Source organism: Aurantimicrobium minutum, from assembly GCF_029892845.1.
Taxonomy (GTDB): Bacteria; Actinomycetota; Actinomycetes; order Actinomycetales; family Microbacteriaceae; genus Aurantimicrobium; species Aurantimicrobium minutum_B.
Window position 1 is genome coordinate 291,425 of record NZ_JARXVT010000001.1, and the last position, 21,572, is coordinate 312,996.

The following is a 21,572-nucleotide window of genomic DNA, read 5'->3' on the forward strand; positions in this document are numbered from 1 at the left end:
GAGAACTACGTTGAAACTCGGCGTCTACAACGCGATCCTCCACGATCGCTCACTTCCCGAAGCACTCAAGGTCATCTCTGACCTCGGTCTCGGAGCAATTGAGATCAACACTGGTGGATTCTTGCCAGCAACTCACGTACCCACTATGGATGACATCCTGGTCAGCGATGCTGCCCGTGATGATTTCCTGGCTCTGTTCGAAGGCACCGGCGTTGTTATCGGTGGTTTGAACTGCAACGGTAACCCTCTTCACCCCAACGCCGTCATTGGTGACAAGCACGGTGAAGACGTTAAGCGTTCTATCCGTCTGGCTCACCGTCTCGGCCAGAACCGCGTTGTCACTATGTCGGGTCTTCCCGGCGGTGAAGCAGGTTCCAAGCACGCGAACTGGATTGTCAACGCTTGGAACTCAGATGCACTTGACGTGCTCGAGTACCAGTGGGGCGTCGCTGGCGCCTACTGGACCGAGGTCGACAAGCTTGCTCGTGAGCTTGATGTGAAGGTAGCTCTTGAGCTGCACCCACAGAACTTGGTTTTCAACCCCGCAAGCATGCGTGAACTCGTCAAGCGCACTGGTGTGACCAACATCGGTGTTGAGCTGGACGCTTCTCACCTGTTCTGGCAGCAGATGGATCCCGTAGCTGTTGTTCGCAACCTCGGTCCTCTCGTATTCCACTCGGCAGCTAAGGACGTTCGCGTCAACCCCCACGCAGCAATCGAAGGTGTTCTCGACAACAGCTTCCGCCGTTTGGGCGCTGACGAGCCTCGCACCAACCTGGGTGGCGACGAATGGGCTAACGAATGGCCCAAGCCTGCTGCTTGGGACTTCGTTGCTGTGGGCAAGGGGCACGACGCTCAGTATTGGGCAGAGTTCCTCAAGGCACTCTACGAAGTTGACCCCAACATGTTCGTGATTATCGAGCACGAAGATACTTCCCTCGGACGCATCGAGGGTCTGGAATTTGCAGCCAAGGTTCTTCTCGAAGCTGCAGATATCGCCGGTATCAAGCCGGAATAACTCAACAAAGAATTGACTCGGTACTTGTATCGGGCCAACCTGACAACCAGTACACCATTGGTTTTTAGGAGCGTCTCAGTCACCGTGACGGGGAACGCAATCACAAAGAAGGAAAGGAAATGGAAAAGATGATCTCTTCCATCACAGGCGCAAAGAAGCGTCGCGTGTCGGGCCTTGTTAAGGCTCTTCCAGTAGCAATTGCAGCATCACTGCTGTTCGCTGGCTGTGCAGCTCCTGCAGCTGACGACAGCAGCAGCTCAAGCGAAACCAAGACTGGTGGAGCAAAGGTTGCTGTTATCGGTGGTATGGCTAGCGATGGCTTCTGGACCACTGTCAAGAACGGTGTAGAGGCTGCTGGCCTTGCTGTTCAGGGCGCTGGTGGCGAAGTTACCTGGTTGCCTCTCAAGAGCTACGAAAACCTCGGCCCTGACGCAGCTGACCTGGTTCGTAACGCAATCGGCCTGGGTGTTGACGCAATCGTTATCGCTGACTGGGTTCCTGAGGCTGAAGATCCCGCAATCAAGGATGCAGTTGCAGCCGGTATTGCTGTCTTCATCTACAACGCTGGTGGCGTAACCGCTATGGAGAACACTGGTGCACAGATGTACATCGGCTCTGACGAACTCATCGCTGGTACCGCCGGTGGCGAGTACTTCGCTGAGCAGGGTGCAAAGAACGTTATCTGTGTCAACACCACTCCAGGTTCTGTAAACCAGGAAACCCGTTGCCAGGGTCTTGCTGAAGGTATGGCTGCAAACGGTGGCGTAGGAACTCAGCTTCCTCTCCCCGCATCCTCCTTCGGTGACCCTGCTGCAATTGCACAGGCAGTCAAGGGTGCACTTGTTGCAGACCCCACCATCGATGGTGTTCTCACCATTGGTGCTCAGGACTCTGACGCAGCTGCATCCGGTATCGAGCAGGCTGGCCAGACCGGCAAGGTCCTCCTCGGCACCTTCGACCTCTCGGAGAACGTGCTTGCACGTATCGCTGACGGAACTCAGCTGTTCGGTATTGACCAGCAGCCATTCCTCCAGGGATACATGGCAACCTCGATGGCATGGCAGTACGTTCAGTACGGCATCCTGCCAGCTGAGCGCGTCTTCCTGACCGGTCCTGCACTGGTAACCGAAGCAAACATCGCCTCTGTACAGGCTGGTGTTTCGGCAGGCGCACGCTAGTAATACCCCTTGCTACCCCCGGGGAAACCCGGGGGTAGCAACCCCAACTTTCACTCTCAAGGACGAGGAAATCTATGTCTTCCACCAAACAGGCTGAGCTCGCAATGCCGCGTCGAACTCTCGGCGGCGCACTGCGATCCTTCACCCGCCGCCCTGAAATGGGCGCCCTGATCGGCGCTATCGCCGTCTATCTCTTCTTCGCCGTCGCCGGTGGTGACAAGTTCACCTCCTCCTACGGTGCCGCAAGCTGGCTCAACATCTTCGCTGACCTCGTCATCGTCGCATTGCCAGTGTCGCTCATTATGATTGCCGGCGAACTGGACCTTTCTGTCGGTTCCGTTATTGCCGGTAGCTCCATGGTTACCGCGCTGATGGCAACCACCTTCGGTCTCCCACTGTGGCTCGCCATGGTTGGTGGAGTGCTGTTCGGTGCAATCATCGGTTTCCTCAACGGTTGGATCATTGTTCGAACCGGGCTACCGTCATTTATCGTGACGTTGGCCATGATGTATATCGTGATGGGTCTGACCCTTGGTCTCACCCGTGCCCTCGCGGGAACAGTAAACATTGCAGTTGAGGGTGACCCCGTTGCGAAGATGCTGTTTGGAACATTTATTGACGGTAAGTTCTCCGTCGTCATCTTCTGGGCCATTGCCATCGCCATTGTGGTCTGGTGGGTTCAGTCCTTCTCACGCTTTGGTAACTGGGTATACGCAATCGGTGGCGACGCCATCAGCGCACGTGCACAGGGTATCCAGGTAGGTAAGGTCAAGATCTGGCTCTTCGTTGCTAGCGGTACCGCCGCTGCATTCGTGGGCATGATGCAGACCATCACCTACAACGGTGCAGGTGTATCGAAGGGTCAGTCCTTCGTGTTCAACGCCATCATCGCTGTAGTTATCGGTGGTGTTCTCCTTACCGGTGGATACGGATCTGTATTCGGTGTCATCCTCGGAACCATCACCTTTGCTGTCGTTCAGCAGGGTATCTACTACACCCCTTGGGACTCTGACTGGGCTTCGCTCATCATCGGTATCCTCGTTCTCGCTGCGGTATTGACCAACAACCTGTTCAGACGGTTAGCTCTCACTACTGGGACTAAGAAGAAAGGCGGTAAGTAATGTCTAAGCCCATTCTTTCGCTCAAGCACGTTTCCAAGATTTATCCTGGAAACAAAGCTTTGGTTGACGTTTCGCTCAACGTCTACGCGGGCCAGGTTCTGTGTCTCCTTGGAGATAACGGTGCTGGTAAGTCGACTCTCATCAAAATCCTCTCCGGTTTCCACGAGCCAACCTCGGGAAAGATCGAGATGGATGGCCAAGAGGTCGTCTTCAAGTCCCCTAAGGATGCAAGCGCACGAGGCATCGCGACGGTTCACCAGTTCGGTGGAACCTTCCCGCTGATGACCATCGGCCGTTCCTTCTTCGTTGGTGCAGAGCCAATGAAGGGTTGGGGCCCATTCCGCCGCTTCGACAAGAAGTTCGCAAACGACGTTGCTGTTACCGAGATGCAGGGCCTCGGCCTTACCCGCATCACCGATGGTGACCGTCTCGTTGGTAGCCTCTCCGGTGGTGAGCGTCAGGCCTCGGCTATCGCTCGCGCTGTGTACTTCGGTGCAAACGTTCTCATCCTCGATGAGCCAACTGCTGCACTCGGTGTGAAGGAAGCTGCACACGTACTTCGTATCATCATGCAGGCTAAGCACCGCGGTGTTGCTGTAGTTCTGGTTACCCACTCCGTTGCTCACGCAATGACGGTGGGAGACCACTTCGCAGTTCTCATTCGTGGTGAGAAGGCAGATGACTTTGCTAAGGGTGAGCGCACCCGCGAGCAGATCACTGACCTGATGGCCGGTGGTGAAGCTATGCACGAGCTCGAAGCAGAACTCGCGTTGCTGACGGGAACTATTCCAACCATCAACTAACGCAATTCAACTCCCAGTCCTTGGGATAATTGGTGGGCGTCCTAACCTTCGCGGATAGGGCGCCTACCTTTTTCTTTACAGAAAGATCGCCCTCATGATTGATCCACTCGACGGTTTGTTGCCCATGGATGGCACGCCAGGCAGCATCATCTTGTTTGGTGTTGGAATCCTCATTGTTGGCGCGTGGTACGTCCTCAACAAGAAGAAAAACAAGGACGAATAAGCTCAGAGTATGAGCACCCCAGAACGTGTGGTTCCTCAGTGGAGCGTGTCCGCTGTGTTGTGGATTTGTGTCCTGAGCATCATGGCTGGTTTTCAAACCTGGCGCGGGGCCTATGTGGATGGCATCTTGTTCTTCTCGCTGGTTGCGATGCTCATTCTTGACCGCCTGACCGGTGGTCGCATCCTGATAATGAAGAAGCCCATCGCGGCTACCAAATTAATCACTCTTGCGATCACAGGAACGCTGGGGGCCGTCTTGGTCCTTGCCCCACGTCACAGTTGGGTTGATTTAGTAGTATTCGTTGCCATTGGCGTCACGGTGTTGTTGGTCGCCTGGGAACCAGCTCCCGACCGCGAACAGCGACCCCATGCAGCATTACTTCGTTCTATGTGGATGTGGTCCATGCTCGCAGTGGCTATCTGTGTGTGGGAAGCTGCTGCCTTTGTGCTCAGCGTCACAATGCCAGGCGGAAACGAGAATTACCCCACCATCTCCGTTCTCCTCGATCCATTCGTGGAGAACGTGTGGGGCAGGCTTGTGTTCGTGGGTCTCTGGCTAGCTGCAGGCTATGGCCTGCTCAGGTTCTGGAGGCGCTCATGATTCGCACCATTGTGATCGCAGGTTACCTCGTAGTGGTGGCTGTGGCCATAATTAGCGAGATCTATGCACAACGCAAGCCCAACAACTTTGCCCCCATCGGGGACATGCTCGAACACGTGATGACTTCACGCACGACTCGAATCGGCGTGATTGCTGCCTGGTGGTGGTTCGGGTGGCACTTTGCCTTTGCGGACACCGTGCAATTAGAGCTCTAAGGCTTACTTCTCCACCAAGGTGACCGAGAAGGAGTAGAGGTCTGGGCGGTAGCAGTGGTGACCAAACTCAACAGCACGGCCAGAGTTATCAAAAGCTGTGCGGTCCATGGTTAGCAAGGCTGCGTGCTTCTCAACATCCAGTAGATCACTTTCCTGATTGGTGGACTTTCGTGCACCAATACGCTGCTTTGCTACGCGCATGGTGACACCACGTGAGCGCAGGACGGCATAGAGACCGTGCTCGGCGATATCTGCAGGGTTCAAGTCAGTGAAGTCTTCAGGGAGCCAGTTTTCGAGCACAGAAACGGGAACGTTGTCTGCTTTACGCACGCGCTTGAGGTGAAGAGTGGGTGCACCGACGGCAACGGCGAGTTCTTCAGCAATCTTGGCGTCGGCAGGGATGACCTCGCAGGTCAGCATCGTGGTGGAGGGCTTCTGACCTGTTCGATTGAGGTCATCGTTCAAGCTGGTGAGTTCAACGCCTCGGGTGACCTGTCCGTGCACGACTTGCGTACCAATGCCACGTCGACGAACAAGAAGTCCCTTGTCCACAAGATCTTGAATTGCGCGACGAATCGTGGGGCGGCTGAGGCCTAGGCGCTCGCCGAGGGCAACTTCGTTTTCTAAGCGCGAACCTGCGGGGAGAGTGCCATCTAGAATCGACTTCTCAATACGGGTTGCCACCTGGAAGTAGAGAGGGATGGGGCCGGTGCGTTCCAGGTCCATAAATAACGACAGAGGCAGAATTTGCTCGGTGGGATTCATGGTGTGTTCCTATTCATCGTGCTTACATGGCGTCATCTTTGACACCATGTCATGACATTAGCACCACAGAACGGTAGAATTAGTGAAATTAGACCGATATTTCACACCATTTATATCGTCATGTCAGACAACAGCGAGGTCGTCAGATGGATCAGATTGAGTTCACCACCCGCAAGTGGGTGCGCCCCGAAGATCTCAATGCCAATGGCACGCTCTTTGGTGGCTCTCTGCTCAAGTGGATTGATGAAGAAGCCACGATCTATGCCATCTTGCAGCTGGGTAATCGCCGTGTGGTGACCAAGATCATCTCTGAGATCAACTTCGTTGCCTCCGCTATTGAAGGCGACCTCATCGAGATGGGTCTGGTTGCCACCAAGTTCGGCACAACCTCCATCACCATGCGCGCTGAGGTTCGGAACATGATTACTCGGAAGTCCATCCTCACGGTCGATCACATCGTCTTTGTGGGCTTGGATGAGAATGGCAAGCCGTTCCCACATGGTTTCACCGAAGCCACCTCTGAGCGGGACCGGATTCCGACGAATTAATATTCCAATTTTGTATCAGAACTGATACAATTTGTACATGATTACGCCGGAACACAACCCCTTGCTTGTGCGCCTCTTAGAGGACGCAGCCCTCCTGCAAGAAAAAGTACCCGATGCGGTTTTGGTTGGTGGCTCTGTTGCTGCGCTCTATGCCGGACACCGACTTTCGTTTGACCACGACCATGTTCTTGTCGACTTACAAGATCGCTTCACTGTCATTTTGGAAGCGTTAGAAGCTGATCCTGAATATGTGGTCAATCGAGTTACACCGGGAAAGATCATCCTCGGTGAGCATGACGGTATTGAATATGGAATCCGCCAGCTCATTCGGCAACGACCTCTCGAGATGGTGGAAGAGACGTTGCCCTCGGGGCGGCAATTACGAGTGCCGACAATCGAGGAAGCACTGCGCATCAAGGCGTATTTGTTGGTGAAAAGAAATCAGACACGTGATTATCTGGACGTTGCTGCGTTGGCCCATAAATTGGGGGTCTCATTAGCTGCCGCGATTCTCAGCAAAATCGATGAATACTATGCAGACCAGGACCAAGACAACGGTGCCGTGGCAACACAAGTAGCAATAATGCTTCTCAATCCGTTGCCTCGGGATAAATCTGTCACTCGTAACTTGAAGAATTACAAAAACCTCTCCAGCACCTGGCATAACTGGACAGACGTAACCAACCTTCTTCGGGCCGTTGCGTTAGAGATGGTTTAGGAAGGAGCTGACTAAACATGCTGAAATTTCGCAATATCAACGCAACCCCCAATGACCCCGTGGCCATGTGGGGCACTGAGGGTATTCTCACTGCGCTAGAGCGTGGCACCCTGCGCCATTGGCGCATGGTTGCGGAAGCGGCAGTTGATGCGGACTCTTCGGTTGCTGAAGAGCTGGAGGAAGCACTAGAGCTGTGTTCTCGACCTGCGGCGGTCGACTGGGTTCGTGCGCGTTTGCGTATGCTTCGCGCCTCAGATGAACAACGCGTTGCCCATCGACTACGCCTACTGATCCTTCAGTCAGGTTTAACCCAAACTGAGTTCGCTCAGCGTCTAGGTACAAGCCACTCGCGACTATCGACCTACCTTTCTGCCAAGGTCAGCCCGAATGCCACGCTGCTTATACGGGCAGAGGATGTGCTCGAAGCTCTGCAGCTGAGCCGTTAGTTCTCTATTACCTCAAGGATCCAAAACCTAGGTGGGTAAGTAAAGACTTTTCTATTGCTCTCATCTCCGGCAGCGATAGTGACCCAATGCGTTTACCGACATTGGCGGCCTTGACGGTCGTTATTTTGTCTACCTGAGCGAAACTTTGAATACTGTCACCGTCAGGTGTGGGGATCAAGATAGGAATCCTAATCCTGCCACTGTCACTTTCCTGAGATGTGAGAGGAATAATTGTCACGCTGTGGAGGTCATTAAGGCTGTCGTCTTGAATGATGATTCCTGGTCTGGGTTTGCTCAAATAGTTTCCACCTGTGCTAACCCAGATTTCCCCGCGTCTCACTCTGATTCGTCCCAGATCCAGCCAGAAACGTCATCGAGCCATTCCATGATGTCGTCCTGTTCATCGGCTCTGTTGATACTGGCGCATTCGAGCTTCATGTCAGCCAAGTATTTTTCGTTTGCCCGGTCGGGGACCCAGATTTGGAGTAGGCGCATGCCCTGCTCTTTCATCTGCTTGCGGTGTTGTGCAACTCTCATGCGACTAGACATACCTGAAATTGTTACATGTAACACTTCGTATTGGCAAGAGTGTGGATAACCAAACCGGTACGATTAACCCTTGTGGCTCTAACTATCGCAATCGTGGGACTGCCCAATGTCGGCAAGTCAACCCTGTTCAACGCTCTGACCAAGAGCACCGTTCTCGCAGCGAACTATCCGTTCGCCACGATTGAGCCCAACTTGGGAGTAGTCAACCTCCCCGATGAGCGCCTCGGCATTCTCGCGGGCATCTTCGGCTCCGAACGTCTGCTGCCTGCAGCAGTGTCGTTCGTCGACATTGCCGGCATTGTGAAGGGTGCTTCCGAAGGGGAAGGCCTCGGTAACAAGTTCTTGGCCAACATCCGTGAAGCTGACGCTATTGCGCAGGTTGTCCGCGGATTCTCTGACCCTGACGTTGTTCACGTTGATGGCAAGGTCAACCCTGCCTCGGACATGGACACCATCAACACCGAGTTGATCTTGGCTGACCTCCAGACTCTGGAGAAGGCTGTTCCTCGCATTGAGAAGGAAGTCAAGGGCAAGAAGGCGGAGCCCATCGCTCTGGAGACTGCTCACGAAGCACAAAAGGTGCTCAACGATGGCAAGCCATTGTCTTCCACCTCTATTGACCTCACTCCTATCAAGGAACTCGGTCTGCTCACCGCAAAGCCCTTTATCTATGTGTTCAACGTGGATGAGGATGTCCTCGGTGATGACGCCAAGCGCAAGGAACTCGAAGCTCTCGTGGCACCAGCCAAGGCAGTTCTCCTCGACGCCAAGCTCGAATCAGAACTCATTGACCTCGACGCAGCAGATGCTGCTGAGTTGCTGGCCTCTACGGGCCAAGATGAGTCCGGTCTTGACCAGCTCGCACGTATTGGCTTCGACACACTCGGACTCCAGACTTACCTCACCGCAGGTCCTAAGGAAGCACGCGCCTGGACAATTGGTAAGGGCTGGAAGGCTCCTCAGGCAGCAGGGGTGATTCACACCGACTTTGAGCGTGGCTTTATCAAGGCAGAAATCATTTCTTTCCGGGACCTGGTTGACACCGGTTCTGTTGCAGAGGCACGTGCCAAGGGCAAAGCCCGCATGGAAGGTAAGGACTACGTCATGCAAGATGGCGACGTAGTCGAATTCCGCTTCAACGTCTAGGTTTCACGCTATTGTCACAACAATACCGATAATGGTAGAGTTGTGACATGTTGAATAAGCAGTCATACCGAGATCTCGTTCGGGAAATTGCCCTGGATAACTTTGGCTTTGTTACCACTTCGGCAGCTTTAAAAGCAGGTGTTCCGGGGGTTGAGCTTCCCAAGCTCGCTTCTCGGGGTGGACTTGAGAACGTGGCCTATGGTCTCTACCGCGTTACCGACGTTCCCTCGACTCGATTTGACCAGCTTGCAGAAGCATTACTTCGTGTGGGCAACGATGCATATCTCTTTGGGGAAACTGTATTGGCATTATTTGGTCTGGCTGATCTCAATCCGCGAACTATCAAAGTTGCCGTCCACAAGCGCACAAGGCCTCAGCTGCCCACACATATTGAGCTCATTCACGTGAGTGGTGAGTCAATGACGGCACTCTATGAGGGGCTGAGGTCGCAAACGGTTGCTGAAGCAATTCTCGAATGTCGGGGAAGAGTTGAAAGCGCCCGTTTGACACAAGCAGCTCAGCAAGCTCGCGCACAGGGGTTGCTGACCACAGAAGAATTCACCAACGTCATGAAAGCTCTCCATTAGTGATCTATAGCTCTCCGCCCAACAGTGTTCGCTCGCTCGAACAGCGTCTCAGGAACCTTGAGCTGTCAGATGGTCTTGTGCAGCGCCGCAGAGTTGCAATGGCCTTGGTTGTGGTCGGTCAGTTGCTTCCAGAAGGTGTTATCAAAGGTGGCAGTGCCATGGCGCTTCGCTACGGTCAAGCTACGAGGTTTACTCAGGATTTGGATGCTGCCCGTATCGCAGACCTTCAACACTTCCGAAGCGATTTTGAAGAGCAACTTCGAAACGGCTGGTCGGGATTTACGGGCAGACTCCTTGAGAAGGTAGCACCCCGGCCATTGTCCATACCTCCGGCCTATGTCATGCAGCCATTTGAAGTGAAACTTGAATATTTGGGAAGACCCTGGTGCACCGTGAGCTTTGAGCTCGGTCACAACGAGCTCGGTGACGCCGAGAACCCAGAGTTCCATCTCTCTAGTCATCTCATTGAACTGTTTAACCAGGTTGGCCTGGAAACTCCGAGGCCGGTTGCCGTAATGCGAATCGACTTTCAAATTGCGCAGAAGCTGCACGCAGTTTCTGCGTGGGGAAGCGAGCGAGCCCGAGACCTGGTTGATCTTCAGCTCCTTGCAGCGGACAGTGTTCTCGTCAGGGAGCAAACAAGAGAAACATGTGTGCGTCTTTTTGACTACCGCCAGCAACAATCCTGGCCACCAGTTATTCAGCTAGGACAACAGTGGAGCTCACTTTATGTTGCGGCGGCAGATGGTCTGGACGTAATCCCTACGGTTGAAGAAGCCGTGTTATGGGTAAACGGCTTTATTCGGACACTGGCTACAGTTGAGTCATAGTTAGAGCACTCATTCCCAAGGAGCCAGCATGTGTGGAGGTTACGCGCTCGCGGAACCCACTGAAGTGCTGGAAGACGTCTTCAATGTTGATCTGGTGGGGGAGAACCTTCCCGGCCCCAGCTGGAACATTAGGCCCACCAACCAGGTACCTGTTGTGGTTGACACCATTGACTCATCAGGTGACCAGCTCCGGCGCTTAGAGAGCGCTCGCTGGTCTCTGATTCCTTCATGGGTAAAAGACGCACCACCCAAGTTCTCCACCTTCAATGCTCGAAGTGAAGACGCAGCGTCGAAGGCATCATGGCGTGATGCGGTGAAGTCCAAGCGGTGCTTGGTTCCCGCCTCGGGGTATTACGAGTGGGTAGTCGAAGACGGAGTGAAGGTTCCGCACTACATCCACTCGACTGAAACCCTTGCGTTTGCTGGTCTATATTCGTGGTGGCGAGCCCAAGAGAGCGATCCTTGGATGCTTACCGCCACCATCTTGACTATGCCTACTGTGCCTGAATTAGCATCTATTCACGACCGGAATCCTGTGCCACTGCCGAAGGATTTCTGGGCAACCTGGCTCGATCCCAAGGAAGTGGGAACGCAGGAGCTTGTGGACTTGGCGGTTGCTCAAGCTATGCCAGTTGCTTCAGGTTTGAGCGAGTACAGAGTGAACCCCATTAAAGGCAACGGCCCTGAACTTATTTCCCCTGCTTGATCTTCACTGTCTTCAAGATCAGCCCGGCACCGTTTCGCATAATGAGCTTGGTATCTGGCGCAATCTTGCTCAGGAGCGGATAGACGGCAGTCGCGAGCATCATTCCAACGGCCATAGCGAAGAATGTCAGAACAGCTGTGTTGGCGACGTCGCTGAGGTTCTTTGCTGACTCTAGTTCTCCAGTTAATGCGACGAACCCTGTGGAACCAGGAACGATCAGCCAGAACGTGGGCAAGAAGATAGCTAAGTCACCAGGGCCACCACCCAGGCGTGCGTTAATAGCCCACGAGGTAATGAGGCCTAGTGCAGTTGCTATGCCCGCTGATAAGGGAACGCCCAGGCTAGGTACCGCCAATACTGAAATGGCAAAGCTCAACATCATGACAAACAAACTGGGTAGCCATAACCGCAGGGGGGTGCAGAAGTAGAGGAAAGTTCCAACCCCATAGATAGCAGCACCAGCCCAAGCAACCCATTCAGGAGTCAGTCTTGCAGTGACATCTACAAGCCTTGTGGAGGGGATGCCACTGACCCCGATAGCTAGGGCGCCACCGAAGGCCATACTGCCGAGGATCATTAATGCATACATCAGCCGAGATGCACCTGAAACCATATAGCCACTGACTAGTTCAATAATCCCCGAAGTCAGCGTTGCACCAGGCAAGAGCACCACAATAAGCATGGCAACCATACGAACCGGGTCCGGCTTATCAATGATCAGAGCCAACCCGGCAACCATCATCCCTGCAACAAAGGTCGCCATGAGGGGAAGCAGCGCAGCAAAGCGTGTGCTGCGACTGAGATTCAGCACCATGACGCCGATAAGCAACCCCATGACAGTGACTGCGATAAGCGCTGGAAGATCAAGACGGAACGCCGCACCAAAACCCAGTGCGGAAAGTGAATAGCCCACCACGCGAAGCCACGAAGGATAAATGGGCTTTTTGTGTGAAATTGCACGAAGACTCTCGGCGACATCATGCGCATTGTCTTTGTTGTGACGAGCCTGGGCAAGAACAGATTGCACCTGTGTCATCTGGTCAAATCGATAGCTCGTTTTGACCACGCGAAGCTGGGGCACTCCATGCTTATGAGTTTCGGTCAAAACAAGGGTAGGTAACAGAACAATTTCTGCATCCGCATCGTAGGCATCTGCAAGACCTCGAAGAACTTCTTCTGCTTGTGGCGCAGGATAAGTGGAACTCACCATCGCTGCCGCAGCTTCTGTGAGCATGTCTGTCACATCAGGTCGTGTTGCAGGCGCAGGTGTTTGCTCAGTCATGAGTCAACGCTAACAAACACTAAGTTCTTTAGACTGTCTGTAACTTTTTTCTGTGATCGGAGTTCGACATGCAGCACAACTTTCTCTACTCGGTAGAGCGTGAGTACTCCCAGCCCATGACCCGTATCTGGGAAGCATGGACCGATGCGGCTCAACTCGAGGCGTGGTATCACCCCACTGTGTTGGCAAACGTTCCTGGTTCTTCGGTGTCCGAACCTGTCGTTGGTGGCGCCTGGGCTATCGCTGTGGATGTGCCGGAAGCAGGCTTTCAATCCTGCTTTTGGGGCACCTACACCGCTCTCGAACCCGGCAAGTTGATCGAGCACACCATGTTCTACTCCCAGGACCCCGCAGAGTTTGCGGCCAAAGATCTCACTGGTGAATTTGCCAAGATTGTGGTCAACTTCGAAGAGCGTCCCTCTGGCACTTGGGTGAAGTTCAGCCAGTATGGCGAGCTCCCGGAAGAGCACATCCCTTTGGCTAAAGCTGGGATGGACAGCTACTTCCAGTCGCTCGCTGATTACCTGGGCTAACTAGCCAAGCAGAGACTTCATCTGCTTATAAATGAGTTCCGCTGCCTTCTCGGGCATCAAGCGGGTGAGCTTGTCCATAGTTTTGGCATCTGAGCCGATGAAAACTTTGTAGGAGTTCTTCTCGATCGCACCAATGATGGTGCTCGCTGCCACGTTCACTGAGGTCATCTTGAACTTATTGGCTTCGTGCACGTCAGTACCTGCAGGAATTTCCATGCCAGAGTTCTGGGCAATGTTCGTCTCGATTGCACCGGGATAAATCGCGGTGACGTGCACGTTGGTGCCCTTGAGCTCAGAATGCAGACCTTCGGTTAGAAGCTTCACTGCTGCCTTCGTTGCGCCATAGATGGTCTGGCCAGGAACGGGGGCATAGCCGCCCATGCTGGAGACATTCGCGATGTAGCCTTCTGGGCGCTTGAGAAGCTCAGGCAGGAATGCCTTCACGGTGTTGATGGTGCCATAAAGGTTCACGTTGATGACGCGCTCAATCGCATCGAATTCAAGGTCATTGACCCGGACGAAGGGCTGGATGATTCCAGCCACGTTGACGAGAGCGTCAACCTGGCCGTGCTTGGTGATCACTGCCTTGGGCAGCGCCATTACTTTGGCGCGGTCCGTGATGTTGAGTGTGTGCGTGGAGAGCTTGGCGTTCTTGCCCGCGAGCTTGGCTGTCTCCTTGAGGCCTTCAGCGCTGAGGTCAACGGCAGCAACTGTTGCGCCCCTGGCGAGGAGTTGCAGAACGAGTTCACGAGCGATGCCGTTACCGCCGCCGGTGACGACGAATACTTTGCCTGAGATGTCCATGATGTGTTCCTTTATCTGGATGTTTATCTTCATCCAATTTCAGTATCCTCCTGACGCTCCAGAACACAACATGGGTTTGACCGCTCAGCGGTCCTAACATGGAAACAATTCGCGTAAGGAATGAATCATGACTGAAGCACCACTCTTTGCCCCAGTGTGGGTATTTACTCAACTCAACTGGCTTGCAATTTTCGTTGCTTTTGTCGCAGCATTCATCGCCGGTGCCATCTGGTTTGGGCCTAAGACCTTCTTTCCTATGTGGTGGCGGGCCATGGGTAAAGACCCTAACAATATGGAAGTCACCGGCAACATGGCGGTTACCTTCGGCGCCACCGCCATCGCTGCTTTCGTGGAAGCTATTGCTGTTGCCACAGTTATTTATTTTGTTGCGGCAGTATCTCCACACTTCGGAGTCCTCGAAGGCGGCCTTGTAGGTCTGCTGTTAGGTATCGGACTGGCCGCGGCGTCATCGCTGTCTCATCGTCTTTTTGCTGGCCAGGGATTCAAAGTCTGGCTCATTGAGGTCTCCAGTGATGTGGTGAACCTCACCATCATGGGCCTCATTATTGGTGCTTGGCGCTAATCTAGAACTACCCAAGGAACAGGAGTCATCATGGGTTTCACCGCATTAATGTCATCGACCTTCGGTCGCTGGGCTCGCATCGTTGTTGGTCTCGTTCTCGCTTTTGCCGCACTGACCTGGGGTCCTGTCGGCGGAATCTTCGTGTTTGTTGGCCTCATGCTGATCGCTGCCGGGGCTTCTGACACCTGCTACTTTGCGCCACTGTTTGGTCGCAACTTCAATGGCAACGACAACCGTCGCTAGTAAGAACCTCACGAAGGCCTCCGAAATTCTTCGGAGTCCTTCGTCTTTAACCTTGTGTTGACTACTCTGAAAAGCATGAGTGAAAAAGTGACCGGACCTGCCTCCTACTTCCCCTCGATTGAGAAAAAGTATGGTCAGCCCATTGATCACTGGATGGCCCAGCTTGACGCTGTCAAAGGTGAGAAGCACATGGACCAGGTCAACTACCTCAAGACTGAACACGGCATGGGCCACGGTCACGCCAACGCAATTGTTGCGGTCTATCGAGTGAACAACGGTCTCTAATGTCTGTCGCTGAAATCGATGCCTATATCCAAGCCCAGCCTGAGCCACAGCGCTCCACGCTCGAGGCGCTGCGAGTGCAGATCTTGAACGTTGTCCCAGATGCAGAGCAGTGCATCTCCTATGCCATGCCTGGGTTCCGCGTGAACGGCAAGGTCGTTGCCGGCTTCGCTTCCTATAAGAAGCACATTGGCTACTACCCGCACTCTGGACAGGTTTTCAGAGTCATGATGGATGACTTGGCTGGCTATGAGGTTTCGGAGAAAGGCGGCGGGGTCAAGTTCCCCATTGACCGCACTGTGCCGGACGCCTTGATTGAGAAGCTCATCGCAGTGCGCATGAGCCAGGCATTCCCTGACGCCTAAGGAACGTGAATGATCCCCGTAGTGGGGTCATCGGGCAGTTCTTCGGGAATGAAGTGCTTATCGGCTACGGCCTGCCACCGAATGCGTCGTTCACGCCAGCTGAAGAAGAACACTTTGAAGAACTCTTCAATCGTGCGACCAATGAAGAGGCCATAGATGCCCAGGGGCGTGAAGAAGGCTAAGGCAATAGTGATGGGGACGCCCACTATGAAGGGCGCAATAAAGTCCCCAACCACCACACCCTTGACGTCATCTCCACTGGGAAGAATGGCAGCCCCCAGAAGTGCAATGCGCACTTTCACGAACTGAATGGTCGCGTTGAGGAGAATGGCAAAGGTCACGGGAATGAGCACCGCTGGCCCGATCTCTGGAAAAAGCGTGGGCACGGCAAGTGCACTAGCTGCGAACAAAACACCAAAGGCAATGCCGGTATAAACGCCCACACGTTTGATCTTGGCAATCCAGGCCTGAGCTAGTGCTCCATCTCCTGCACCAACCGCGCGGCCAGCAAGCGCGGTGACCGCGCTCATCAAGCCCAAGCTGGCAACAAAGAAAACAGCCTCGAGTGAGCCAAAGATCTGCAGAACAGCCAAGGCATCATTGCTAATTTGCTGGGCAATGATGTTGTAGATGAAGTTTCCGGACGTCCAGAAGACAGTGGTCAGCGCGAGTGGAATGCCCAAAACAAACAGGGGAACCAGTACATGCTTCCAGCTGGCCCAGCTGCCCGGTGTTTCCCACCCGGCAATGCGATACAAACCGTAGGTCTGATACGCCATCACGGCAGCTTTGATGATCGAGATGATCAGTGTTGCCCAAGCAGCACCCACGATTCCCATGGCGGGGAAGCCAAACCAGCCAAAAACCAAGATGATGGCGATGGGGGTATTGAGCACGGTCGTGATGATGGTGGCGGCCATGGGGGAACGGGCATGGTCGGCGGAACGCAGGATGCCGCTGAATATTTCAGAGAGAACAGCGAAGGGCAGGCTCAGAGACAAAACCGCAAGGTAGGCGGGGCCTTCTCGGAGCACATCTTCAGATGCGCCAAAAGCTCGCAGGATTTCAGTGGGAAACGCAATAAGTGGGATTGCCACGACAAGTGAGATGACGAAACCAGTGATGAGAGCAGAGGACACAACGGTGCTGAGTTCCTTTTCGCGCTTAGCGCCGTAAGCCCTCGCGACCAGGATCGCTGCGCTGGCGCCGAGAGCACCGAGCGTGAAGGTGGGAATCAGGTTGAGGCTGTTGACCAGTCCTACGGATGCAACGGCGACTGCCCCCAGTGCGCCCACAACAATCTGGTTAATGAAGTTCAGTAACAGAATGAAGACAAACTCCAGGCTGACCGGAATCGCAATATTGGCGATTTCCCGTCCGGGGGTAGCGGTTGCTGGAGTCGACATAACTTCACAAGCCTATTCCCGGCTGACACACCTCTCCGGCCTACACTCAGGTCATGACTGAAGAGCAGCCCTACACCGTCTTGAGGAAGTATGACGGTTTCGAGGTGCGCCACTACCCGGACTATGTCTTGGTCCAAGTTGATGTCACCGGTGACTTTATGCGTGCAGGAAACGTGGCCTTCGGCCCCCTCGTGAGTTACATCTCTGGCAACAACGTGGTGGGCAAGAAGTTCGCCATGACGGCGCCAGTGCTGCAGGAAACCCGTGGTGAGGAAACCCACACTGTTTCTTTTGTTCTTCCTGCAGGTATGACCATCGCAGATGTTCCGCTGCCCTCTAACGCCCGCGTCTCAACCAAACACGTGTCAGCCCATGACGCAGCTGTGATGAAATTCGGTGGTGGTTGGAACGGTGACCGTTTCCAAGAAAATGGGGAACTCTTGCAGAAGAAGGTTCACGAAGCAGGTCTCAATCCCGTGGGCAATGTCTACTACGCCCGCTTTGATCCTCCCTGGAAACCTTGGTTTTTGAAGCGCAATGAAGTTCTCCTCGCGCTGGAGCCTACCCAGAGCTAAACGCCTAAACTTGTCAGCATGCCCAAGCCTTACAGCCTGCAAGTTTCTGAAGACATCAACGCCCCTATCGACACGGTCTTCGACGTGCTCAATGACCTCAACCAGCTCGAAGCATGGTCTCCCTTTAGCGCCATGGACCCCAGCCTGGTCAGCACTATCTCTACCCCTGCTTCTGGTGTGGGCTCGGTCTATTCCTGGAAGGGCAAGCGCATTGGCTCTGGTTCTATGACCATGACCGTGTGCACCAAGCCCTACAAGATCGCATTCGACATGGACTTCAATGGCAAGGACAAGGCACTCAGCGAATACCTCATCACCGAGGCCGATGGTGTCACCACCGTGACCTGGTTCCTGGGTGGCGAGCGTGGCTTCGGCGGTCAGCTCATGAACGCTCTGTTCAAGTTCGACAAGATGATGAGCAAGAACTTCGCCGATGGTCTCGGTTCGCTCAAGGCTCTCATCGAAGCCCAGGCTCAGAAGTAACTAACGCCCCAAGCCACTTACGCTGGCAACAGCGTCAGTGAGAGCGCTCGCAGCAACGTTGAGCTCTTCTGCCGTGGTGCTGTGGCTGAAGCTAAATCGCACAGAAGCCTGAGCAATATCAGGCACTATTCCGCATGCAATGAGCACGTGGGACGGGTCATTGCTCCCTGCTGCGCAGGCTGAACCGCTGGAAACGATCACACCACGCTGTTCCAGCTCAAGCAGCAAGGTTTCTCCGTTGAGGCCAGCGAAAGTGAAACTGGCAATAGCGGGGTGGCGGTCAACAGGGTTACCAGTGAGTACTGCCTGTGGGACAGTAGTCAACACCTGCGAAATGAATTCATCTCGCAGTGCGCTGATACGTAGTGCTTCAGAGTCACTCTCACTAAGAGCATCCACTGCGGTAGCCAAAGCAGCAGCCCAAGCGACATTCTCAGTACCTGAACGGCGACCGAATTCTTGGCCGCCCCCGTGGAGCACTGGCTCCACGGCCAGGCGCCCACGAATGTAGGTCACGCCTGAACCTTTGGGGGCTCCGAGCTTGTGGCCGGAGATCGTGAGTGCATCAACACTAGAAACCAGAGTGCCGTTCTTCCCCACTCGGAGGTCGAACCAGCCAGCTGCCTGGACGGCATCGGTGTGCACGAGAGCACCCACGGCATGAGCCGCCTCGATAATCTGGGGAAGCGGGTGTGTGGTGCCAATCTCGTTATTCGCCAGCATCAGGGTGACGAGTGTGGTGTCGGAGCGCAGGGCAGAGTTCAACTCTGCAAGGTCGATGTTGCCGTGGTAATCAACAGTGAGCCACGTGATCTCGAAACCGTGCACGCGCTCTAGGAAACCTAAGGTTTCGAGTACTGCCTCATGTTCTGTTCTGGCGGAAATGATGTGCTTGCCCCGTGGGTTCGCCATGGCCAGCCCCGTAATGGCTAGGTTGTCTCCTTCGGTGCCACCGGACGTGAAAATAAGGTCACTGGCTGGGCAATCCAGCCAGGCAGCAATGCGCGAGCGGGCACCCTCGAGCGCGTTCTTCGCTCTCAGGCCCAATTCGTGAGTGCTGGACGGGTTTCCAAACTCTGCAGTAAGCCAGGGCCAGGCAGCCTCGAGTGCAGCAGGAACAACGGGAGTGGTCGCGGCGTTGTCGAGGTAAATCATGATGTTTGCTTAGGCGTCAATCGTGACGTCGAGACCGAGATCCAGAGCGCGAGCGGAGTGCGTCAACGCTCCAACTGAGATGACATCCACGCCGGTCTCAGCAATAGCTCGCACTGTGTCTAAGTTCACACCACCACTGGCTTCAACCACTGCACGGCCAGCAACCTGAGCAACACCAGTCTTGAGATCGGCAAGAGAGAAGTTATCCAGCATGATGATGTCCACGCCACCGGCAATGACGGGTTCAATCTGGTCGAGGCGATCCACTTCCACCTCAAAGTTCACACCTGCAGGAAGTTCGTTCTTCACCCGCTGAAGTTCGGTGGTGAGGTCCTTGCCTCCAGCTAACAACACCGCAAGGTGGTTGTCTTTGGCCATGAACGCGGTGGAGAGGTTGAGGCGGTGGTTTGTTCCGCCACCGCACACAACGGCGTGGCGCTCGAAAGCACGCAGGTTGGGGGTGGTCTTGCGGGTGTCGAGGATAGTTGCGCCGGTTCCCTTGATGGCGTCCACGTAGGTCGCGGTCAAGGTGGCAATGCCACTCATACGCTGAGTGAAGTTCAAGCCAATGCGCTCTGCCGTGAGGATGCCCCGGGCAGGGCCAGAGACACGGGCAAGCTCATCCCCAGGAACAAAACGGTCGCCGTCTTTCTTGAGAAGCTCAACAGTGATGCGGTGATCAGTCAGGTGGAAGGCTGCCTCGAATACCTCAGCACCTGAGAAGGTCCCTGGTTCACGCGCTGCCAACACCGCAGTCGCAGTGGCATCTTCCGTGATAGCCAGCAAGGACGTGATGTCGCCAGTGGGAGCATCTTCGTGCAGGGCTTCAGTGACAACCCGGTCAATGGTTTCTTTATCCAGCATGGATTACGCCTTTCGAACCAGCGTGATGGGGCGAGCTTTCGCCGGGTCGGTATCGGGGAAGTCCAGGCGGTAGTGCCCTCCGCGTGATTCTTCACGGGCCAGTGCCGCTTCGGTCACCGTGCGGGCAAGCAACAACAAGTTGGCATCTTCCCAGTCGGGGAAGAGGCGGTGGGCTGGGTCCGCAGGACGCCACGAGTGGAGTTGGGTCAGGGCACTATCCAACTCTGACTTGGTGCGGGCAAGTCCGACGCTGTCCCACATCAATGTCTGCAGCTCCACGCGGTCCACAACCTGAGCAGTGGAGGTGTGATCAGGTTCGAGAAGTTCAAGCTCAGCCAAAGGAGCTGCATTCGCCCAGCGCACGCTCGGTGCATTGGTGGGCCATGGTTCACCGAGCGCTTCAACGGCGCGGTGAGCAAAGACAATGCTTTCCAGCAGGGAGTTTGAAGCCAGGCGGTTAGCGCCGTGAGCACCGGTGCAGGCAACTTCCCCCACGGCATAGAGGCCGGGGATGGAGGTGCGACCGAATGTGTCGGTCGCAATGCCGCCCATCCAGTAGTGCGCAGCCGGGGTTACGGGAATGGGGTCACGACCCCAGTTCAGGCCATAAGAGCGGCAGGCCTTGGTAATGCTGGGGAAGCGCTGCGCCAAGAAGTCACTACCCAAAGCTGTGGCATCCAGAAGAACAGGTTGACCACCCTGCTCAATCATGGTGCGCTGAATACCGCGGGCAACCACATCTCTCGGAGCAAGTTCTGCAAGTGGGTGGATCTTCTGCATAAAGCGCTCGCCGTTGGCGTCAATCAACACGGCACCTTCACCACGCACAGCTTCAGAGATGAGGAAAGAGCCGGGAACGGCCAGGGCTGTGGGGTGGAATTGGTAGAACTCCACATCAGCTAATTCAGCTCCTGCGCGGAATGCTGCCGCAACACCGTCACCCGTGGTGACGGTGGGGTTGGTGGTGTGGCGATAGAGCTGACCTGCTCCACCGCTGGCCAGGATGACGGCGTCGGCGGCAATAAAGTGCATGCCGTCGGCATCCAGCACCTGGACTCCAGTGACATGTTCGTTGTCCACGACGATTTCGGCCACGAACGTGTATTCACGAATTTCTGTTGCGGTTTGGCGAACAGTTTCCACCAGGGTGTTACTTGTGATGGCGCCGGTGGCGTCGCCGCCGGCGTGAAGAATTCTTGCGTGCGAGTGGGCTGCTTCTAAGCCCATAGCAAAGTCGGCACCCTTGCGGTCGAATTCCACACCGAAGTTCACCAGGTCGTTGATGCGACCTGGACCTTCGGCGCAGAGGACCTCCACGGCAGGTTCCCAGCACATGCCGGCTCCCGCAAAGATCGTGTCGGCGACATGTTCTGCAACAGTGTCGTCGTTTGCCACCACGGCAGCAATGCCACCTTGGGCATAGTGTGTGTTGCTTTCGGCCAGGTTCGCCTTCGTCACGAGAATGACCTCGTGATTTCGGCTCGCCTCAACAGCGGCGACAAGTCCTGCGACGCCGCTGCCGATCACAACAATTTTGGCCATGG

The 21,572-nt window shown here is 54.9% G+C and carries 30 protein-coding genes; 21 read left to right on the forward strand and 9 right to left on the reverse strand.

The window, feature by feature from the left end; translation table 11 throughout:
* Positions 1 to 10: 10 nt before the first annotated feature.
* The 7 genes from M2118_RS01340 (at position 11) to M2118_RS01370 (ending at position 5,158) form a co-directional block, all read left to right on the forward strand.
* The gene (locus tag M2118_RS01340) at positions 11 to 1,018 is read left to right on the forward strand and encodes a sugar phosphate isomerase/epimerase family protein (protein ID WP_280794162.1); all 1,008 of its coding nucleotides are present in this window, start codon (positions 11 to 13) and stop codon (positions 1,016 to 1,018) included.
* A 119-nt stretch (positions 1,019 to 1,137) separates the two neighbouring features.
* A complete protein-coding gene (locus M2118_RS01345) occupies positions 1,138 to 2,196 on the forward strand; it encodes a sugar ABC transporter substrate-binding protein (protein ID WP_280794163.1) in 1,059 nt (352 codons plus the stop codon).
* 74 nt (positions 2,197 to 2,270) lie between these two features.
* A complete protein-coding gene (locus tag M2118_RS01350; protein WP_280794164.1) occupies positions 2,271 to 3,317 on the forward strand; it encodes an ABC transporter permease in 1,047 nt (348 codons plus the stop codon).
* Positions 3,317 to 4,120, forward strand: coding sequence for an ATP-binding cassette domain-containing protein (locus M2118_RS01355; protein ID WP_280794165.1), 804 nt, complete (start codon positions 3,317 to 3,319; stop codon positions 4,118 to 4,120). Before M2118_RS01350 ends, M2118_RS01355 begins: the two co-directional genes overlap by 1 nt.
* Positions 4,121 to 4,214: 94 nt before the next feature.
* A complete protein-coding gene (locus M2118_RS01360; RefSeq protein WP_280794166.1) occupies positions 4,215 to 4,343 on the forward strand; it encodes a hypothetical protein in 129 nt (42 codons plus the stop codon).
* A gap of 9 nt (positions 4,344 to 4,352) precedes the next feature.
* Entirely contained in the window at positions 4,353 to 4,943 is a 591-nt protein-coding gene (locus M2118_RS01365) for a hypothetical protein (protein ID WP_280794167.1), read from the forward strand.
* Positions 4,940 to 5,158 (forward strand): DUF6186 family protein, encoded by a 219-nt coding sequence (locus tag M2118_RS01370; protein WP_280794168.1) that lies wholly within the window; start codon positions 4,940 to 4,942, stop codon positions 5,156 to 5,158. Before M2118_RS01365 ends, M2118_RS01370 begins: the two co-directional genes overlap by 4 nt.
* Positions 5,159 to 5,161: 3 nt before the next feature.
* Here M2118_RS01370 and M2118_RS01375 read toward each other — a convergent pair whose 3' ends face one another.
* Positions 5,162 to 5,923, reverse strand: a complete 762-nt coding sequence (locus tag M2118_RS01375) for a GntR family transcriptional regulator (RefSeq protein WP_280794169.1) — start codon at positions 5,921 to 5,923, stop codon at positions 5,162 to 5,164.
* 146 nt (positions 5,924 to 6,069) lie between these two features.
* Here M2118_RS01375 and M2118_RS01380 point away from each other — a divergent pair, with 146 nt between their 5' ends.
* Genes M2118_RS01380 through M2118_RS01390 form a run of 3 tightly spaced genes read left to right on the forward strand, consistent with a single transcriptional unit; the run spans position 6,070 to position 7,635 of the window.
* Positions 6,070 to 6,471, forward strand: a complete 402-nt coding sequence (locus tag M2118_RS01380) for an acyl-CoA thioesterase (RefSeq protein ID WP_280794170.1) — start codon at positions 6,070 to 6,072, stop codon at positions 6,469 to 6,471.
* Positions 6,472 to 6,508: 37 nt separating this feature from the next.
* Positions 6,509 to 7,189 (forward strand): hypothetical protein, encoded by a 681-nt coding sequence (locus tag M2118_RS01385; RefSeq protein WP_280794171.1) that lies wholly within the window; start codon positions 6,509 to 6,511, stop codon positions 7,187 to 7,189.
* Positions 7,190 to 7,206: 17 nt separating this feature from the next.
* The gene (locus tag M2118_RS01390) at positions 7,207 to 7,635 is read left to right on the forward strand and encodes a helix-turn-helix domain-containing protein (protein WP_280794172.1); all 429 of its coding nucleotides are present in this window, start codon (positions 7,207 to 7,209) and stop codon (positions 7,633 to 7,635) included.
* A gap of 7 nt (positions 7,636 to 7,642) precedes the next feature.
* Here the strand turns inward: M2118_RS01390 and M2118_RS08865 are convergent, their stop codons facing one another.
* Together M2118_RS08865 and M2118_RS01395 are read right to left on the reverse strand one after the other, a co-directional pair.
* Positions 7,643 to 7,975 (reverse strand): type II toxin-antitoxin system PemK/MazF family toxin, encoded by a 333-nt coding sequence (locus tag M2118_RS08865; RefSeq protein WP_432418369.1) that lies wholly within the window; start codon positions 7,973 to 7,975, stop codon positions 7,643 to 7,645.
* Positions 7,972 to 8,184, reverse strand: a complete 213-nt coding sequence (locus M2118_RS01395) for an antitoxin MazE-like protein (protein WP_280794173.1) — start codon at positions 8,182 to 8,184, stop codon at positions 7,972 to 7,974. The genes M2118_RS08865 and M2118_RS01395 overlap by 4 nt, the downstream gene beginning before the upstream one ends.
* A gap of 72 nt (positions 8,185 to 8,256) precedes the next feature.
* Between M2118_RS01395 and ychF the strand changes: the two genes are divergently transcribed.
* From ychF to M2118_RS01415, 4 genes are all read left to right on the forward strand, one after another.
* Positions 8,257 to 9,330 (forward strand): redox-regulated ATPase YchF, encoded by a 1,074-nt coding sequence (gene ychF, locus M2118_RS01400; protein ID WP_280794174.1) that lies wholly within the window; start codon positions 8,257 to 8,259, stop codon positions 9,328 to 9,330.
* A 47-nt stretch (positions 9,331 to 9,377) separates the two neighbouring features.
* Entirely contained in the window at positions 9,378 to 9,917 is a 540-nt protein-coding gene (locus M2118_RS01405) for a hypothetical protein (protein WP_280794175.1), read from the forward strand.
* A 77-nt stretch (positions 9,918 to 9,994) separates the two neighbouring features.
* On the forward strand, positions 9,995 to 10,747 hold the full coding sequence (locus tag M2118_RS01410) for a nucleotidyl transferase AbiEii/AbiGii toxin family protein (protein ID WP_280794176.1): 753 nt from the start codon (positions 9,995 to 9,997) through the stop codon (positions 10,745 to 10,747).
* Between the two features lie 28 nt (positions 10,748 to 10,775).
* Positions 10,776 to 11,453 (forward strand): SOS response-associated peptidase, encoded by a 678-nt coding sequence (locus tag M2118_RS01415; protein WP_280794177.1) that lies wholly within the window; start codon positions 10,776 to 10,778, stop codon positions 11,451 to 11,453.
* Here M2118_RS01415 and M2118_RS01420 read toward each other — a convergent pair.
* Positions 11,437 to 12,735: a threonine/serine ThrE exporter family protein gene (locus M2118_RS01420; protein ID WP_280794178.1), complete on the reverse strand. Its 1,299-nt coding sequence runs from the start codon at positions 12,733 to 12,735 to the stop codon at positions 11,437 to 11,439. The genes M2118_RS01415 and M2118_RS01420 overlap by 17 nt on opposite strands.
* A 68-nt stretch (positions 12,736 to 12,803) precedes the next feature.
* Between M2118_RS01420 and M2118_RS01425 the strand changes: the two genes are divergently transcribed.
* Entirely contained in the window at positions 12,804 to 13,268 is a 465-nt protein-coding gene (locus tag M2118_RS01425) for an SRPBCC family protein (RefSeq protein WP_280794179.1), read from the forward strand.
* Here M2118_RS01425 and M2118_RS01430 read toward each other — a convergent pair whose 3' ends face one another.
* Complete coding sequence (locus M2118_RS01430; protein WP_280794180.1) at positions 13,269 to 14,105, reverse strand: SDR family NAD(P)-dependent oxidoreductase; 837 nt, start codon at positions 14,103 to 14,105, stop codon at positions 13,269 to 13,271.
* A 94-nt stretch (positions 14,106 to 14,199) separates the two neighbouring features.
* Here M2118_RS01430 and M2118_RS01435 point away from each other — a divergent pair, with 94 nt between their 5' ends.
* The 4 genes from M2118_RS01435 to M2118_RS01450 all read left to right on the forward strand — a co-directional run bounded on the left by M2118_RS01435 (position 14,200) and on the right by M2118_RS01450 (position 15,545).
* Complete coding sequence (locus M2118_RS01435; protein WP_280794181.1) at positions 14,200 to 14,655, forward strand: DUF1761 domain-containing protein; 456 nt, start codon at positions 14,200 to 14,202, stop codon at positions 14,653 to 14,655.
* 30 nt (positions 14,656 to 14,685) lie between these two features.
* Positions 14,686 to 14,898: a YgaP family membrane protein gene (locus M2118_RS01440; RefSeq protein ID WP_280794182.1), complete on the forward strand. Its 213-nt coding sequence runs from the start codon at positions 14,686 to 14,688 to the stop codon at positions 14,896 to 14,898.
* A gap of 75 nt (positions 14,899 to 14,973) precedes the next feature.
* Positions 14,974 to 15,183: a DUF4287 domain-containing protein gene (locus M2118_RS01445; RefSeq protein ID WP_280794183.1), complete on the forward strand. Its 210-nt coding sequence runs from the start codon at positions 14,974 to 14,976 to the stop codon at positions 15,181 to 15,183.
* Entirely contained in the window at positions 15,183 to 15,545 is a 363-nt protein-coding gene (locus M2118_RS01450; RefSeq protein ID WP_280794184.1) for an iron chaperone, read from the forward strand. Before M2118_RS01445 ends, M2118_RS01450 begins: the two co-directional genes overlap by 1 nt.
* On the opposite strand, the gene M2118_RS01455 is transcribed toward M2118_RS01450, so the two are convergent.
* Positions 15,542 to 16,951 (reverse strand): MATE family efflux transporter, encoded by a 1,410-nt coding sequence (locus M2118_RS01455; protein WP_280794185.1) that lies wholly within the window; start codon positions 16,949 to 16,951, stop codon positions 15,542 to 15,544. The two genes, M2118_RS01450 and M2118_RS01455, sit on opposite strands and share 4 nt — an antisense overlap.
* A 53-nt stretch (positions 16,952 to 17,004) precedes the next feature.
* On the opposite strand from M2118_RS01455, the gene M2118_RS01460 reads away from it, so the two are divergent.
* A complete protein-coding gene (locus M2118_RS01460) occupies positions 17,005 to 17,526 on the forward strand; it encodes an SOUL family heme-binding protein (RefSeq protein ID WP_280794186.1) in 522 nt (173 codons plus the stop codon).
* 18 nt (positions 17,527 to 17,544) lie between these two features.
* A complete protein-coding gene (locus M2118_RS01465) occupies positions 17,545 to 18,009 on the forward strand; it encodes an SRPBCC family protein (RefSeq protein WP_280794187.1) in 465 nt (154 codons plus the stop codon).
* Here the strand turns inward: M2118_RS01465 and M2118_RS01470 are convergent, their stop codons facing one another.
* The 3 genes from M2118_RS01470 to nadB are packed head-to-tail and all read right to left on the reverse strand — an operon-like array spanning position 18,010 to position 21,570.
* Positions 18,010 to 19,164: a cysteine desulfurase family protein gene (locus M2118_RS01470; protein ID WP_280794188.1), complete on the reverse strand. Its 1,155-nt coding sequence runs from the start codon at positions 19,162 to 19,164 to the stop codon at positions 18,010 to 18,012.
* A 9-nt stretch (positions 19,165 to 19,173) separates the two neighbouring features.
* The gene (nadC, locus tag M2118_RS01475; RefSeq protein ID WP_280794189.1) at positions 19,174 to 20,028 is read right to left on the reverse strand and encodes a carboxylating nicotinate-nucleotide diphosphorylase; all 855 of its coding nucleotides are present in this window, start codon (positions 20,026 to 20,028) and stop codon (positions 19,174 to 19,176) included.
* A 3-nt stretch (positions 20,029 to 20,031) separates the two neighbouring features.
* Positions 20,032 to 21,570 carry an L-aspartate oxidase gene (nadB, locus tag M2118_RS01480; protein ID WP_280794190.1) on the reverse strand — a complete coding sequence of 513 codons (1,539 nt, stop codon included), beginning with the start codon at positions 21,568 to 21,570 and terminating at the stop codon, positions 20,032 to 20,034.
* Between the last annotated feature and the right edge of the window lie 2 nt (positions 21,571 to 21,572).

Excerpts from the sequence above, each read along its gene's own strand:
- M2118_RS01450 (WP_280794184.1), top strand. The coding sequence starts at position 15,183 with ATGTCTGTCGCTGAAATCGATGCCTATATCCAAGCCCAGCCTGAGCCA.
- nadB (WP_280794190.1), bottom strand. The coding sequence starts at position 21,570 with ATGGCCAAAATTGTTGTGATCGGCAGCGGCGTCGCAGGACTTGTCGCC.
- M2118_RS01440 (WP_280794182.1), top strand. The coding sequence starts at position 14,686 with ATGGGTTTCACCGCATTAATGTCATCGACCTTCGGTCGCTGGGCTCGC.
- M2118_RS01370 (WP_280794168.1), top strand. The coding sequence starts at position 4,940 with ATGATTCGCACCATTGTGATCGCAGGTTACCTCGTAGTGGTGGCTGTG.
- M2118_RS01435 (WP_280794181.1), top strand. The coding sequence starts at position 14,200 with ATGACTGAAGCACCACTCTTTGCCCCAGTGTGGGTATTTACTCAACTC.
- M2118_RS01345 (WP_280794163.1), top strand. The coding sequence starts at position 1,138 with ATGGAAAAGATGATCTCTTCCATCACAGGCGCAAAGAAGCGTCGCGTG.
- M2118_RS01445 (WP_280794183.1), top strand. The coding sequence starts at position 14,974 with ATGAGTGAAAAAGTGACCGGACCTGCCTCCTACTTCCCCTCGATTGAG.
- M2118_RS01420 (WP_280794178.1), bottom strand. The coding sequence starts at position 12,735 with ATGACTGAGCAAACACCTGCGCCTGCAACACGACCTGATGTGACAGAC.
- M2118_RS01465 (WP_280794187.1), top strand. The coding sequence starts at position 17,545 with ATGCCCAAGCCTTACAGCCTGCAAGTTTCTGAAGACATCAACGCCCCT.
- M2118_RS01405 (WP_280794175.1), top strand. The coding sequence starts at position 9,378 with ATGTTGAATAAGCAGTCATACCGAGATCTCGTTCGGGAAATTGCCCTG.
- M2118_RS01350 (WP_280794164.1), top strand. The coding sequence starts at position 2,271 with ATGTCTTCCACCAAACAGGCTGAGCTCGCAATGCCGCGTCGAACTCTC.
- M2118_RS01425 (WP_280794179.1), top strand. The coding sequence starts at position 12,804 with ATGCAGCACAACTTTCTCTACTCGGTAGAGCGTGAGTACTCCCAGCCC.
- M2118_RS01375 (WP_280794169.1), bottom strand. The coding sequence starts at position 5,923 with ATGAATCCCACCGAGCAAATTCTGCCTCTGTCGTTATTTATGGACCTG.
- M2118_RS01355 (WP_280794165.1), top strand. The coding sequence starts at position 3,317 with ATGTCTAAGCCCATTCTTTCGCTCAAGCACGTTTCCAAGATTTATCCT.
- M2118_RS01390 (WP_280794172.1), top strand. The coding sequence starts at position 7,207 with ATGCTGAAATTTCGCAATATCAACGCAACCCCCAATGACCCCGTGGCC.
- M2118_RS01460 (WP_280794186.1), top strand. The coding sequence starts at position 17,005 with ATGACTGAAGAGCAGCCCTACACCGTCTTGAGGAAGTATGACGGTTTC.
- M2118_RS01430 (WP_280794180.1), bottom strand. The coding sequence starts at position 14,105 with ATGAAGATAAACATCCAGATAAAGGAACACATCATGGACATCTCAGGC.
- M2118_RS01385 (WP_280794171.1), top strand. The coding sequence starts at position 6,509 with ATGATTACGCCGGAACACAACCCCTTGCTTGTGCGCCTCTTAGAGGAC.
- M2118_RS01360 (WP_280794166.1), top strand. The coding sequence starts at position 4,215 with ATGATTGATCCACTCGACGGTTTGTTGCCCATGGATGGCACGCCAGGC.
- M2118_RS01470 (WP_280794188.1), bottom strand. The coding sequence starts at position 19,164 with ATGATTTACCTCGACAACGCCGCGACCACTCCCGTTGTTCCTGCTGCA.
- M2118_RS01415 (WP_280794177.1), top strand. The coding sequence starts at position 10,776 with ATGTGTGGAGGTTACGCGCTCGCGGAACCCACTGAAGTGCTGGAAGAC.
- M2118_RS01395 (WP_280794173.1), bottom strand. The coding sequence starts at position 8,184 with ATGTCTAGTCGCATGAGAGTTGCACAACACCGCAAGCAGATGAAAGAG.
- M2118_RS01380 (WP_280794170.1), top strand. The coding sequence starts at position 6,070 with ATGGATCAGATTGAGTTCACCACCCGCAAGTGGGTGCGCCCCGAAGAT.
- M2118_RS01455 (WP_280794185.1), bottom strand. The coding sequence starts at position 16,951 with ATGTCGACTCCAGCAACCGCTACCCCCGGACGGGAAATCGCCAATATT.
- nadC (WP_280794189.1), bottom strand. The coding sequence starts at position 20,028 with ATGCTGGATAAAGAAACCATTGACCGGGTTGTCACTGAAGCCCTGCAC.
- M2118_RS01365 (WP_280794167.1), top strand. The coding sequence starts at position 4,353 with ATGAGCACCCCAGAACGTGTGGTTCCTCAGTGGAGCGTGTCCGCTGTG.